General features: G+C 62.7%; 12 protein-coding genes. 5 read left to right on the top strand and 7 right to left on the bottom strand.

What is annotated here, in order from left to right; genetic code table 11:
* Nucleotides 1–87: 87 nt before the first annotated feature.
* The 5 genes from GN300_RS03770 (at nucleotide 88) to GN300_RS03750 (ending at nucleotide 3,910) form a co-directional block, all read left to right on the top strand.
* Nucleotides 88–666 carry a carboxymuconolactone decarboxylase family protein gene (locus GN300_RS03770; protein ID WP_007733549.1) on the top strand — a complete coding sequence of 193 codons (579 nt, stop codon included), beginning with the start codon at nucleotides 88–90 and terminating at the stop codon, nucleotides 664–666.
* 125 nt (nucleotides 667–791) lie between these two features.
* Complete coding sequence (locus tag GN300_RS03765) at nucleotides 792–1,187, top strand: molybdopterin-binding protein (RefSeq protein WP_003940157.1); 396 nt, start codon at nucleotides 792–794, stop codon at nucleotides 1,185–1,187.
* A gap of 25 nt (nucleotides 1,188–1,212) precedes the next feature.
* Nucleotides 1,213–2,022: a molybdate ABC transporter substrate-binding protein gene (gene modA, locus GN300_RS03760; RefSeq protein WP_042451258.1), complete on the top strand. Its 810-nt coding sequence runs from the start codon at nucleotides 1,213–1,215 to the stop codon at nucleotides 2,020–2,022.
* Nucleotides 2,019–2,828, top strand: a complete 810-nt coding sequence (locus GN300_RS03755; RefSeq protein ID WP_063315894.1) for an ABC transporter permease — start codon at nucleotides 2,019–2,021, stop codon at nucleotides 2,826–2,828. Before modA ends, GN300_RS03755 begins: the two co-directional genes overlap by 4 nt.
* Entirely contained in the window at nucleotides 2,825–3,910 is a 1,086-nt protein-coding gene (locus GN300_RS03750) for a sulfate/molybdate ABC transporter ATP-binding protein (RefSeq protein ID WP_007733546.1), read from the top strand. Before GN300_RS03755 ends, GN300_RS03750 begins: the two co-directional genes overlap by 4 nt.
* Here the strand turns inward: GN300_RS03750 and fadD11 are convergent.
* From fadD11 to GN300_RS03715, 7 genes are read right to left on the bottom strand one after another with little or no spacing between them, the layout of a single operon-like run.
* Nucleotides 3,886–5,688, bottom strand: coding sequence for a fatty acid--CoA ligase FadD11 (fadD11, locus tag GN300_RS03745; protein ID WP_063315895.1), 1,803 nt, complete (start codon nucleotides 5,686–5,688; stop codon nucleotides 3,886–3,888). The genes GN300_RS03750 and fadD11 overlap by 25 nt on opposite strands.
* On the bottom strand, nucleotides 5,685–6,647 hold the full coding sequence (locus GN300_RS03740) for an SDR family oxidoreductase (protein WP_030535339.1): 963 nt from the start codon (nucleotides 6,645–6,647) through the stop codon (nucleotides 5,685–5,687). Before GN300_RS03740 ends, fadD11 begins: the two co-directional genes overlap by 4 nt.
* 4 nt (nucleotides 6,648–6,651) lie before the next feature.
* Nucleotides 6,652–8,085, bottom strand: a complete 1,434-nt coding sequence (locus tag GN300_RS03735; protein WP_063315896.1) for an aldehyde dehydrogenase family protein — start codon at nucleotides 8,083–8,085, stop codon at nucleotides 6,652–6,654.
* Entirely contained in the window at nucleotides 8,082–8,582 is a 501-nt protein-coding gene (locus tag GN300_RS03730) for an SRPBCC family protein (RefSeq protein ID WP_007733538.1), read from the bottom strand. Before GN300_RS03730 ends, GN300_RS03735 begins: the two co-directional genes overlap by 4 nt.
* A complete protein-coding gene (locus tag GN300_RS03725) occupies nucleotides 8,579–9,670 on the bottom strand; it encodes a PDR/VanB family oxidoreductase (protein ID WP_063315897.1) in 1,092 nt (363 codons plus the stop codon). The genes GN300_RS03730 and GN300_RS03725 overlap by 4 nt, the downstream gene beginning before the upstream one ends.
* A complete protein-coding gene (locus tag GN300_RS03720) occupies nucleotides 9,667–10,599 on the bottom strand; it encodes a metal-dependent hydrolase (protein ID WP_003940129.1) in 933 nt (310 codons plus the stop codon). The genes GN300_RS03725 and GN300_RS03720 overlap by 4 nt, the downstream gene beginning before the upstream one ends.
* The gene (locus GN300_RS03715) at nucleotides 10,599–12,155 is read right to left on the bottom strand and encodes an NAD(P)/FAD-dependent oxidoreductase (RefSeq protein ID WP_054782246.1); all 1,557 of its coding nucleotides are present in this window, start codon (nucleotides 12,153–12,155) and stop codon (nucleotides 10,599–10,601) included. The genes GN300_RS03720 and GN300_RS03715 overlap by 1 nt, the downstream gene beginning before the upstream one ends.
* Nucleotides 12,156–12,317: the final 162 nt, after the last annotated feature.

Below are 12,317 nucleotides of genomic sequence, written 5' to 3'. Positions count from 1 at the left end.
CGGTGCTTGTCACGTTTGAATCGCCGCCATCGTCCAACTCTGTAGAGAGCATCGAATCCGGTGCCCCAGAACATACGGAGGCTTGCCATGACTCGCATTCCCGCAGTGACACCGTCAGAAGCCAGTCCGTTGATCAAAGTGGCATACAAATTCGCCGCCAGGCAGTACGACGAAGTCCCCGAGCCCTTTGCCGTCCTGGCCAACCATCGGAAATTGTTCGTAGCGGCTGCCCGCCACGAAATGGCTGTGCAGAAGGCGTCGAAGGTACTGCCGTCGAACATTCGTGAACTGGCCGTCTATCGCGTCGCCTGGACTGTCGGCTGCTCGTGGTGTGTCGACTTCGGGACGATGCTCTCGCGCTTGGACGGTTTGGACATCGACAAGTTGAAAGAGATCGCGAACTACCGGGATTCATCGAAGTACAGCGAAGACGAGCGGGCCGCGATCGCCTACGCCGACGCCATGACCGGTGACCCCCATGGGGAGAACGGGGTGACGGACGAACAGGTCGCGGATCTCGAGCGCAGGTTCGGGCGAGCGGGCGTCGTGGAACTGACCTATCAGATCGGGCTCGAAAACATGCGCGCCCGGATGTATTCGGCGTTGGGGATTACCGAGCAGGGGTTCAGCACCGACTCCTGCCGTGTGCCCTGGGCAGAAGAATGATGCGCTGATTCGTCTACGGCAACTATCGACAATGCTCCGCAGATACGTGATCATGATTGACTAGTTCACGCATCTGCGGAGCATTTCGGCTTGTTAGGTCCGCACTTGCGACCTACGATCACCTGGTGCCCAACATTCGAATCCGCGAAGCTGCCGGCCTGCTCGGTGTCAGTGACGACACCGTCCGGCGGTGGGTCGACGGTGGGCTTCTCACCGCGACGACGGACGACTCCGGCCGCAAGGTCATCGACGGTGCCGAGTTGGCGGGCTTCGCCCGGTCCAACGCCGGACCCGCACCGGCCGATCCGCTCACGGGTGCGAGTTCGGCCCGCAACCGGTTCGCCGGCCTCGTCACCAAGGTCGTCACCGACAAGGTGATGGCTCAGGTCGAAATGCAGTGTGGGCCCTTCACTGTCGTCTCGTTGATGAGTACCGACGCGGTTCGGGAGCTCGGACTCGAGGTCGGGAGTATCGGAGTCGCAATCGTGAAGGCCACCACGGTCATCGTGGAAACGCCGTAGTTTTTGAACATACTGGAGGAAATTCGTGAAGCGTGTAGTCGGACTTGTTGCAGCAGGTGCCTTTTCGCTTGCCCTGGTGACCGGTTGTAGTTCCTCCGACAATTCTTCGTCGGAGACGTCGTCGGCCGCTCCGACCACAACCACTTCCAGTGATAGTGCCACGGGAAGCATCACCGTCTTCGCAGCGGCGTCACTCAAGAACAGCTTCACCGAACTCGGCAAGGAATTCGAGTCCGAGAACCCCGGTTCATCGGTCACATTCAGCTTTGCCGGGTCCTCGGACCTCGTCGCTCAGATCACCCAGGGCGCACCGGCTGACGTGTTCGCCTCGGCTGACGCCGCCAACATGACCAAGGCCACCGACGCCGGCGTCGTCGCGGGGTCGCCCTCGGACTTCGCGAGCAACACCTTGACGATTGTTGTGCCGCCGGGCAATCCGAAGGGCATCGCGTCGTTCGCCGATCTGGCAAAGGAGGGGACGCAACTGGTGATCTGCGCTCCGCAGGTCCCTTGTGGCGCGGCTACGAAGAAGGTCGAGACGGCCACAGGCGAGACCCTCTCGCCCGTCAGCGAAGAATCGTCGGTGACCGACGTTCTCAACAAGGTGACGTCCGGGCAGGCCGATGCCGGCATCGTTTACGTCACCGACGCGAAGTCCGCTGGTGACAAGGTTCAGACCGTCGCGTTCCCGGAAGCCACCACGGTGGTCAACCTGTACCAGATTGCGGTGCTGAAGGATTCGAAGAATTCGGAAACGGCAACCAAGTTCGTCGATCTCGTGAAGGGCCCCAAGGGCTTGGCAGTTCTGGGTGACGCGGGATTCGCTGCCCCGTGACACACCTAAGACCGGCGGTCCGGGCTCCGCTCGAGTTGCCGGTATGGATTTACCTTCCCGCGCTGATCGGCGGGGCGTTTGTCATCGCTCCCTTGGCCGCGATGCTGGCCACCGTGCAGTGGTCGCAGTTCTGGGAACTCGTGACTTCCGAATCGTCGGTTGCCGCGTTGAAACTGAGTTTGAAGACAGCAGCGATGAGCACGCTGCTGTGCATCCTGTTCGGCGTACCGATGGCCGCGGTGTTGGCGCGCAGTCATTTTCGGGGACTGTCCGTTCTTCGATCCTTGATTCTGCTCCCGCTGGTTCTGCCGCCCGTGGTGGGCGGTATCGCGTTGCTGTACACGTTCGGGCGCAAAGGGTTGATCGGTGAGCAGTTGGAAGTGCTCGGCATCCAGATAGCATTCTCGACAACCGCGGTGGTCCTGGCGCAGACGTTTGTCGCGCTACCGTTCCTCGTCGTCAGCCTCGAAGGTGCGCTACGCACTGCGGGCACACGATACGAGGCCGTAGCCTCGACGCTCGGAGCCCGCCCGACCACCGTGCTTCGCCGGGTGACTTTGCCGCTGGTGCTTCCCGGTCTGGTGTCAGGGGCAGTGCTGGCTTTCGCTCGCGCACTGGGGGAGTTCGGTGCAACGCTGACGTTCGCGGGAAGTCTGCAAGGGGTCACGCGTACCCTGCCGTTGGAAATCTATCTCCAGCGTGAGACCGATCCGGATGCAGCGGTAGCGCTTTCGCTGGTGTTGGTCGTAGTCGCGGTGGTCATCGTGGTTGCGGTGCGTGGACGAGGATCGGCGGGTTCGTTGTGAGTGGCCTCCACGTCGACATCGAGATTCCGGAGCGCGACGTCGTTGCGACGTTCGACGTCGCGGCCGGTGAGGTGACCGCTGTCCTCGGACCGAACGGCGCAGGCAAGTCGACGGTACTGGCGGCGGTTGCCGGACTACATCACCCGCGGCGTGGGTTGATCGAACTGAATTCCCGCGTTCTCACCGATACCGGTAGGGGAGTCGCGTTGGCGCCGCATCGGCGCGGCACTGCTCTACTCGCGCAAGAGGCACTTCTCTTTCCCCACCTCAGTGCGGCCGCGAACGTGGCGTTCGCGCCGCGCAGTGCAGGGCGGTCGCGTCGCGATTCCGCCGATTCCGCGCGCCACTGGCTCGACGCAGTCGACGCCGCCGAATTGGCTGACCGCAAGCCGTCACAGCTCTCCGGCGGTCAAGCGCAACGAGTCGCAGTGGCGAGGGCATTGGCTGCCGAACCCGAACTACTCCTGCTCGACGAACCGATGTCTGCGCTCGACGTCGCCTCCGCCCCGGCATTGCGGTCGTTGCTGCGTAGAGTGCTCCGAACAGGAGATCGCACGGCCGTGCTCGTCACGCACGACGCTCTGGATGCGCTGGCCCTTGCCGACACCGTTGTCGTGCTGGACGGCGGCCGGGTCGTCGAACGTGGTGACGTACGAACAGTTCTGACTCGCCCGCGTAGTGCATTTGCAGCACGCATCGCAGGGATCAACTTGCGCAGCGGCACGATGGCCGGAGACGGAATGCTCAGAAGTCCGGTCGGGGTGGATATCGCGGGCCAGACGGAGACCGACCTACCGGCCGGCAGTGCCGCCGTGGCAGTCTTCGAGCCGCGAGCAGTGTCGGTCTACCTGGATCCGCCTCACGGGAGCCCACGAAACGCGTTTGCGGTCACGATCGCGGAGATCGAAAACCGAGGCGATGTCGTCCGAGTCCGAGCCGAGGACGAAGCCGGCCAGCCGGGCTTGTCTGCCGACATCACGGCGAGCGCAGCGGCCGAGCTCGATCTGGTTCCGGGATCGGCCGCTACGTTTGTGGTCAAGGCCACCGAGACGCTGATCTATGCGCAGGGCGCAGGCTCGTAGACGTCCTCTACGACCGAATCCGCATAGAGGGCTGCAATTTCGGACGCGTACTTCTCGGCTATCGGCTTGCGCCTGAGCTTCATCGTCGGTGTCAGCTCGTCGCCGCCTGGCTCCCAGAACGTGGTGAGTACGTGAAACCGCTTGATCTGCTCGGCCCTCGACAGACGCGAGTTTCCCTCGGCGACAGCAGTTGCAACGATGTCGACGATCCGAGCGTCCTTGGCGAGTACCGCGGCCTCGGCCGCAAGTCCCAGTGAGCGTGCCGCTCCGACCGCGGCGTCGGCGCTGAGAGTGATCAACGCTGTGTTGAACTTTCGGCCGTCTCCGACTGCCACGACCTCACCGATCAACGACGACGACGTCTTCACTGCGGTCTCGATGGCAGCGGGGGACATGTTCTTTCCCGACGCATTGATGATCAGCTCCTTCTTGCGATCGATCACCGTGAGGTATCCGTCTGCGTCGGCCGTGACGATGTCTCCGGTCGAAAGCCAACCGTCTGCACTGATCGCTTCGGCCGTTTTTGCCGGTTCGCCGCGGTACCCCTTCATGACCAACGGTCCTCGAACCAGTAGCTCACCGTCCGCCTCGATGCGCATTTCCATGCCTGGAAGCAACTTTCCGACCGTTCCCAGCTTGGTCGGCTCGGCCGGTGCGGTGCTCGCAATGCATGTCAGCTCGGACATTCCCCAGATCTCCGAGATCGGAACTCCCAGGGCTGCAAAGAATGCCAAGGTGTCCGGCGGAATCGGTGCGGCGCCAGAGATGGCCCACTTCAGTTCGGCAAAACCGAGTTTCGCACGCAGAGCGGAGAGGACCATTGCATCGGCTCGGGCGTAGTCCGCTTCCAGTTCGGCGGGGACTGTTTCACCGGCTCGCAAGTGTGCGAGCCGAGTGCGACCGACGTCGAGTGCCCACTGCAATGCCGCTCGCCGCGCGTCGTCCGGTTCGTTGGCGACGGCCGATTCGACTGCAACCTTCAGCTTTTCCCACACACGGGGGACGCTGCCCCAGATCGTGGGGCGACAGTCCGGAAGCGCAGCCGCTACCTGGCTCGGATCCGGCACGACAGTGATCTGGGTGCCGAACACCATTTGCATGTACAGGCAGGTGAGCCGATCGGCGATGTGCGCCGACGGCATGTACGAGGTGATGCGGTCACCGAACTCGACGGGGAGTACAGCACTGACGGCGGTGGTTTCGAACAACAGACAGGCATGAGTCGTCTCGACGCCCTTGGGGTTGCCGGTCGTGCCGGAGGTGTAGATCAACGTGGCGACGTCGTTCGGTTTCACCGCACGCCAGGTGCTCTCGAAATCGAAATCGGCGGCAGCAGAGGACTTCATCTGCTCCAGCGTCAGGGTGCCGGACTGCTGGGCAGACGGTTGCGCGTCGACGACCACGATCGTGTCGAGTGTGGCACCGGATCGGCGAACGGTATCCACGTACTGGGCCTCGCAGACGAGCACTCGCGCACCGGAATTGGCGAGGATGTACTGGATGGCTTCGGGTGCCGACGTGTTGTAGATGGAGAAGGATGTCGCGCCGAGGTGTTGGGCGCCGACGTCGATCGGGTAGAACTCGATGCGGTTACTCATCATCAATGCAACCGTATCGCCATGTCCCACGCCGATTCCGGCCAATCCCGCGGCAACATCGCGAACCTGTTCGCCGTACGCGCGCCACGTCAGTGTTCGCGCATCGCCGATGTCTCGCAAAGCCACCGCGTCGGGCGCTACCGCCGACACTCGCTGGAAGGCTGCACACAACGTAGTCATGATGTTCTCCTGGATGCCTTTGGCAGGGCTGATGCATTCGTCGGGGCCGCAGCGGTGGTTCTGTCTTCGAGTTCGCGGATCAGGTCGTGTGCCTGTTTGTCTTTTGCCAGGTAACCGTCGGCAAGGACATTGATGAATCCGCGTCCCCACGCCCAGGGTTCCCAGGCAGCGGGGGCAAGGGTCCGGGCGGCGCGGCGCGCGATCGCGTCGGCGATCACGGTGGCGGCACGGTCCGGGGAGATTCGATGACGGAGGGGACCAGGTAGTCGAGCGTCGAGTTTGCGCCCGATCTCGTCGTCGTCGAGTGTTGCGCGTGCAAGTTGTGTATCCACCATCCCGAAGTACGCGATGCCGGCAGTAGCGCCGTAGCCGGCAACCTCGAGACGCAGCGCCCGGCCGAGCGCTTCGACCCCAGCCTTGCTGATCATGTACGAAGCGCCGCCCAAACCGGGGGCGAACGACGCCGCCGATGACACGACGACGATGTGCCCACTGTTGCGGATCACCTCGTCGATGGTCGGATGCACGGTGTTGAAGACGCCGGTGAGATTGACGTCGAGCACACGATCGAAGGCGTCGGGATCGATCTGGCGCAATGTTGCTGGGGGAGGGGTGATTCCGGCGTTGGCCACCACGACGTCGATTCTGCCCAGCTGCTCGACGATCGTGCGCGCGGCCGCTTTCATACCGTCCCGATCTCGGACATCGGCCGTCACCGTCACGACTCGCTGTGACTCGAATGAGCGCTCGGCCGTTGCCAATGAACTCTCGTTGACGTCGACCAGTGCGACGGTGGCCCCACGCCGGTGGAGAGTGCGCGCCAGCGCTGCACCGATACCGTCACCTCCACCGGTGATCAGTACGACCTTCCCGGCGACGTCGTAGTCGATTCGGCGTCCGGGCAGTGGAATGCCCAGATCGCGGACTGTTCCCGCAATTGCGGACAAGCGTCCCGTCATTGCTTCAGTGCCTTCCGTGTAGCGCGCGGATGAGAACCTTGACCAGCCAGTCGATTCGGGCGGTCCGTCGAAACGTCGTCAGTGGTAGGGGCGAACGGAATCGTTGCCGGGTCGTCGAACGAGCGTAGGTGAACTCCTTCAGACCATCTGGGCCGTGAACGCGTCCGAAACCAGATGCTCCGACCCCACCCAGTGGCAGGTTGGGAACCGCGGCATACATCACGTAAGAGTTCACCGACGCTCCTCCGGATCGGAGCCGATCGGCAACAGCCGCTCCGTCCTTGCCGAACACGCTTGCTCCCAATGCGTATGGCGACGCATTGACCAACTCCACCGCCTCGTCCATCGAGGCGACCTTGGTGATCGTCATCGTCGGGCCGAAAGTTTCCTCCGTGACGGCGAGGCTGTCTTCGGGGACGTCGACCATGATGGTCGGTTGCACGTACTGGCCGGAGATCGAGCCGAGCCCTCCGAGAACGACACGTCCACCCCGCGACATCGCGTCGTCGATGTGGCGCCGGATTACAGCCACTTGCGAGGGCATGGTGATCGGACCGATCTTGTCTTCGGCATCCGGACCCGCATGAACTCGGGCAGCCAAAGTGATTGTCTTGTCGATAAACTCGCCGTAGACATGTTCGTGCACGTATACACGCTCGACGCCCAGACAGGTTTGACCGGAGTTGGACAATGCTCCCCACACCGCAGCATCCGCGGCGGCACCGACATTTCCGTCGGCATCAAGGATGAGCGCGTCCTTACCACCACATTCCATCAACACCGGTGTGAGGGTCTCGGCGCACGCTGCCATGACTTTCTTGCCCGTCGCGGTCGATCCGGTGAACCCGATCTTGTCGACACCGGCCAGGCACAGTGCCGCGCCGACCGAACCATCGCCCGTGACGACCTGCAGCACAGGATGTTCAGGGACGACCTCGGCGAAGGCGCGGCCCAACCATTGCCCGACTGCCGGTGCGAACTCACTCGGCTTGTAGACCACGGCGTTGCCTGCAGCCAGCGAGAACGAGAGCGAACCGAGTGGGGTGAAGACCGGATAGTTCCACGGACCGATCACACCGATCACCCCGAGAGGTCGATACTCCACCGAGGCGGCCTGATTGACCGTCAACAAACTGGAGCGGACGCTGCGCCTGCCCAATACCTTTCGGGCATTCTTCGACGCCCACGCGAGATGTTCTAGTGCCATGGCGATTTCGAGCATTGCGTCAGGGTGCGGCTTGCCCATGTCCCGGTGCACGACGTCGGCGAGTTCGGATGCGCGACGAGCGATGATTCCTCGCCACCGATCCAGTCGACGAGCGCGTTGCTCGAATGTCAGTTCTGCCCACCATTCGGAAGCAGTACGGGCGTCGCGCACTGCCTGTGTCACTGTGTCGTCGGACGCCTGTGTGGTCGTGTCGATCTCGGTCGCCGTCATCGTGGAGTTCCTTGAAGTGTGTGGTGGACGGCGCCGTCGGCCCAGCCGCGGGTGACGCGTTGGAGGATCGGTCGGGACAGAGTCAGAATGGGGGCGAACCACGGCTGCGCTTGCACAGCGAACGTCCAGGTGAGGCGGCTGCCAGTCGAAGTCGGTTCCAACACCAGATCTTCAGCGAAGCGTTTGAACCCCGGAAGTGACGCCGACTCCACGTAGAACGACATCCGGCGCCCCTCGTCCCAGCGGAAGAATCGCTCGTTCAGTGCAGCAAAAGCGCCGGCTCGCACGGTTCGCGTAGTCCCGACGCCGAATGGTCTGTCCGAGGTCCAGTCGGCTCCGGTGATCCCGTGCGCCCACGACGTGAGCGCTCCGTCCGAGGTCAACGTCTGCCACAAGCTTTCACATGTCGCTTCGGATTCGATCCGGTGAGTGATCACCAGCGGAGCGGAGCGGATGAAGGCTGCGTCGGCCGCAGAAAGAGAGAATTTTCCCTTCACAGGTCCACCACCAAAGACCCACCGGTGGAACGTGATCGACAGGTCAACATCGAACCAGTACGTTCGGATTCGGTGAGGAGGGTGTCTCGATGCTCGACGGTCCCGGAGAGCACCCGGACCTTGCATGTACCGCAGAAGCCCTGTTGGCATGAATACGCTACTCCGGGAAGTACGCGTCGTATTGCAGCCAATGCACTTTCGGACTCGCCCACATCGACGGTGAGACCGGTGCGCGCCAGATGCACCGTGAACTCCTTGCCGTCGACTACCGGGAGTGGGGAGAACCTCTCGCTGTGCACCGATCCGGTCGGGTTGGCGGCGAAAGTTGCCGCACGCACCGTGTTCATCAGCGGAACCGGTCCGCACGTGTACACCGCGGCACCTGGATCCGCAGCAGCGACGAGTGTTCCGATATCCGTCGGACCCAGCTCGTCGTCGGGTCGGATGGTTACCCGGCCGCTGGAATACTCCTCGATCTCGTTCAGGAATGGCATAGCTGCCCGAGTTCGTCCGAGATAGTCCAATCGCCACGGGACTCCGCGGCGGTGACAGCGTTGCACCATGGGAAGTATCGGAGTGATCCCGATTCCGCCCGCAACAAAGAGGTACGACGGAGCAGTGACAAAAGGAAATGCATTCCGCGGCCCCCGTACGTCGACAACCATTCCGGGTTTCAGCGACTCGTGTATCTCGCGGGAGCCACCCCCGCCCTCGTCGATCCGCCGGACGGCGATCCGATACGAGGTCAAGTCGTCGGGGTCTCCGCACAACGAATACTGTCGTTGCCTTCCCGAGGGGAGAATGACGTCTAGGTGAGCGCCGGGAATCCACGACGGCAGGGTGATTCCTTCCCTCGGGGTCAAGGTGACACTCAGGACGTCTGCGCACTCGAACCGGACGGACTTCACGTCCAGCGTCATGTCGAATCCGCTGTAGCGGACCGGGTTGGGACGCGAAAATATCTGCGCTGCAGGACTTGACGCAAAGATTCGACGGTATGCGCTCGTCGCCTGTGCGGCAATCCTCAACGACCGGGTCGGTGTGAAGTCTTGTGCGTCGTGAGGACGGTCGGCAGTCGTCTTGTTCATCCTTCACTCTTTTCGGAAGAACGATTGGCGGCAGGTGAGCGAGCGAGGTAGCGCATGGCTACGTCCATGTCCCCGATCTGGGACGGATGGAAGCTCGGCCGCAGATACGGAGGAATCTCGGTGATCAGGAATTTCATGTTCGGGACCAGGCCGCGGCGAGTGGCGCTGATCAGTTGCAGAGGCCACAGGCGGCCCTTCGCCTTCGACGGGTCCTGCCGGAAGAGGTAGTTCATCGAGGCGATGAACAACACGAACAACGTGAAGCTGGCGAGCAGCGCCGTGCGAACGCGGCGGGCGTAGCTACCGTCCACGTACATGTAGGCGTCGAAGGCCACGTTGCGGTGCTCGACTTCCTCGGCGCCGTGCCACTTGACCATGTCGAGCATCGTCGGGTGCATGCCGGCATCTTCGAGGGCGGGATCGGTGAGCAGCCATTCCCCGACCACCGCCGTGTAGTGCTCCATCGCGGCAAACAAGCCGAGACGTTCACAGAGCCAGGCGTGCTTGGCTTTTCCGGTCAATCCTTTGTCGCCCAATATCTTGTCCACGAGCCAGTCCATCCGGCGTGACATCGGTTTCATGTCCATGCCGAGGTCCGCAAGATGCTCGCGTGCACCTTTGTGCGACGACGCGTGTGTTGCTTCCTGGCCGACGAATCCCACCACCTCTTCGTGCAGGCGGGGGTCCTCGATGAGTGGGAGCGCTTCGGCGAGCGTTGCGGACATGGCCCGCTCTCCCTCGGGCAACACGAGATGCATGAAGTTGATGACGTGGGTGACCATCGGTTCGTTCGGCACGTAATGCAGTGGTACGCCGTCCCAGTCGAATTCGACGTCACGGGCGGCGATCGCATGTGCTTCGTCGGTGTAGCGGCGCGCGCCGGACGGTGCGACGACGGGTGTGCCTCGGAAGGCGTTGATGCCGAGCATTATCGGCTCCTCACGGTTTCTCGGGCAGTGGTGAGTGATTCGGACGAGACGGGTTGTACTTGCGCGTAGTGAGCGAGGTCGGCTCGTTTGGTCCTGGTGCGGAAGGATCGGTTGAATCCTGGATAGAAGGTGTAATTGCGGCCGCCGTCGACGAGGTAGTAACTACTGCACCCGCCGGCGTTCCACACGCTGGTGGCGAGTCGGCGGTCGGTCGCGCGCACGAACTCTCTCTGCACGTCTGCCCGGACGTCGATACTGCCGATGCCGCCCTCGTCCATTTGAAGAATGCAGCTCACGATGTACTCGACCTGCGCTTCGATCGTGACGACCTGCGAGGTGTAGACCACGGAATTGGGGCCGAGGATCATGAAGAAGTTCGGAAACCCGCTGATGGTGGTGCCGAGGAAGGCCTCGGCACTGCCGTTCCACGTCTGCGCGAGGCTGCGGCCGTCCTTGCCCCGGATGATGTCGAACGACGGGTTGTCTCCCATACGAAAGCCGGTTCCCATGACTATGGTGTCGACTTCCCGGAAGGCGCCGTCCGCGGTGAGGACTCCGCGCTCCTGCACCTCGACGATTCCGTCCGTCACCACCTCCACATTGGGTGACGCCAGCGCGGGATAGTAGGTGTTCGAGAACGTCGGACGCTTGCATCCGAATGCGTAGTGGGGGAGCAGCTTTGCGCGAAGCTCCGGGTCCCGCACCTGCCGGCGAAGGTGTGCTCGGCCGAGTGCGGCCAGCCCTTTGAGCAGTGACGGCTTGTACACGAATCCGGGTACCAGGGCTTCTTGGAGCAGGTCAAGTCCCTTGCGTGCCAGTCGTTGGGTGAGCGGCACCCGCTCGAAGAGAGCGCTCGGCCAGCCGGTCATCGGCTGATCCGGGTGCGGCAGGATCCACGTCGGTGTCCGCTGGAACACGGTCAACGTGTCCGCGAGCGGTTGCAGTCTGGGGATGATCTGCACCGCAGAGGCGCCGGTGCCGACCACGGCTATCCGCTCACCGCGAAGGTCGTGGTCGTGGTTCCAGTCCGCGGTGTGGAACATCTGACCACGAAACGATTCGAGCCCGGGAAGGTCGGGTGTGGCGGGGGCACTGAACGGGCCGGTGGCCGCGACCAGGAACTGTGCCTCCCACACGGTTTCCGCAGTGTGTACCCGCCAGATCTGGGCTTGCTCGTCCCACGAAGCTTCTGTCACGTCCTGGTTGCAGTGGAAATGACCGGCCAGTCCGAAGCGATGGACGCAATCCCGGAGATAGTCGTAGATCTCGGGCTGTAGCGGATACAGCCGCGTCCAGTTCGGATTTGGCGCAAACGAGAACGAGTACAGAATCGACGGGATGTCGCACTGTGCACCGGGGTAGGTATTGACCTGCCAGGTTCCCCCGGGCTCCGCGGCACGTTCCAGAACGACGAAGTCGTCGATCCCGGACTGCTTCAAGCGGACAGCCGTTCCGATGCCGCCGAAACCGGCTCCGATGACGACGACTCGTGTTCGGCGAGTTCGAGTTTCCTCGTCACCGGCCGATGGCCCCGAGGTTGGGTCGATGTCGACCATGTGTGACGCCTCCTGATTGGTGCGTGAACAAACTGAACGAAGAGTAAGTCTGACATCAAGTGATGTCAACAGCGGTTGATGTCAGAATTCAACTGATTGACATCGGGCGATGTCAGTTCGCTTGCGGAGGTCGCCGCGATAACCTGAGGTCGAGAGCGCTGC

The sequence above is a fragment of the Rhodococcus sp. Ni2 genome (genome assembly GCF_021352185.1).
Lineage (GTDB): Bacteria > Actinomycetota > Actinomycetes > Mycobacteriales > Mycobacteriaceae > Rhodococcus_F > Rhodococcus_F qingshengii.
The sequence above is the reverse complement of the archived record's forward strand: the minus strand, read 5'-3'. Positions and strand labels throughout refer to the sequence as shown.

Excerpts from the sequence above, each read along its gene's own strand:
- GN300_RS03770 (WP_007733549.1), top strand. The coding sequence starts at position 88 with ATGACTCGCATTCCCGCAGTGACACCGTCAGAAGCCAGTCCGTTGATC.
- fadD11 (WP_063315895.1), bottom strand. The coding sequence starts at position 5,688 with ATGACTACGTTGTGTGCAGCCTTCCAGCGAGTGTCGGCGGTAGCGCCC.
- GN300_RS03740 (WP_030535339.1), bottom strand. The coding sequence starts at position 6,647 with ATGACGGGACGCTTGTCCGCAATTGCGGGAACAGTCCGCGATCTGGGC.
- GN300_RS03735 (WP_063315896.1), bottom strand. The coding sequence starts at position 8,085 with ATGACGGCGACCGAGATCGACACGACCACACAGGCGTCCGACGACACA.
- GN300_RS03725 (WP_063315897.1), bottom strand. The coding sequence starts at position 9,670 with ATGAACAAGACGACTGCCGACCGTCCTCACGACGCACAAGACTTCACA.
- GN300_RS03720 (WP_003940129.1), bottom strand. The coding sequence starts at position 10,599 with ATGCTCGGCATCAACGCCTTCCGAGGCACACCCGTCGTCGCACCGTCC.
- GN300_RS03715 (WP_054782246.1), bottom strand. The coding sequence starts at position 12,155 with ATGGTCGACATCGACCCAACCTCGGGGCCATCGGCCGGTGACGAGGAA.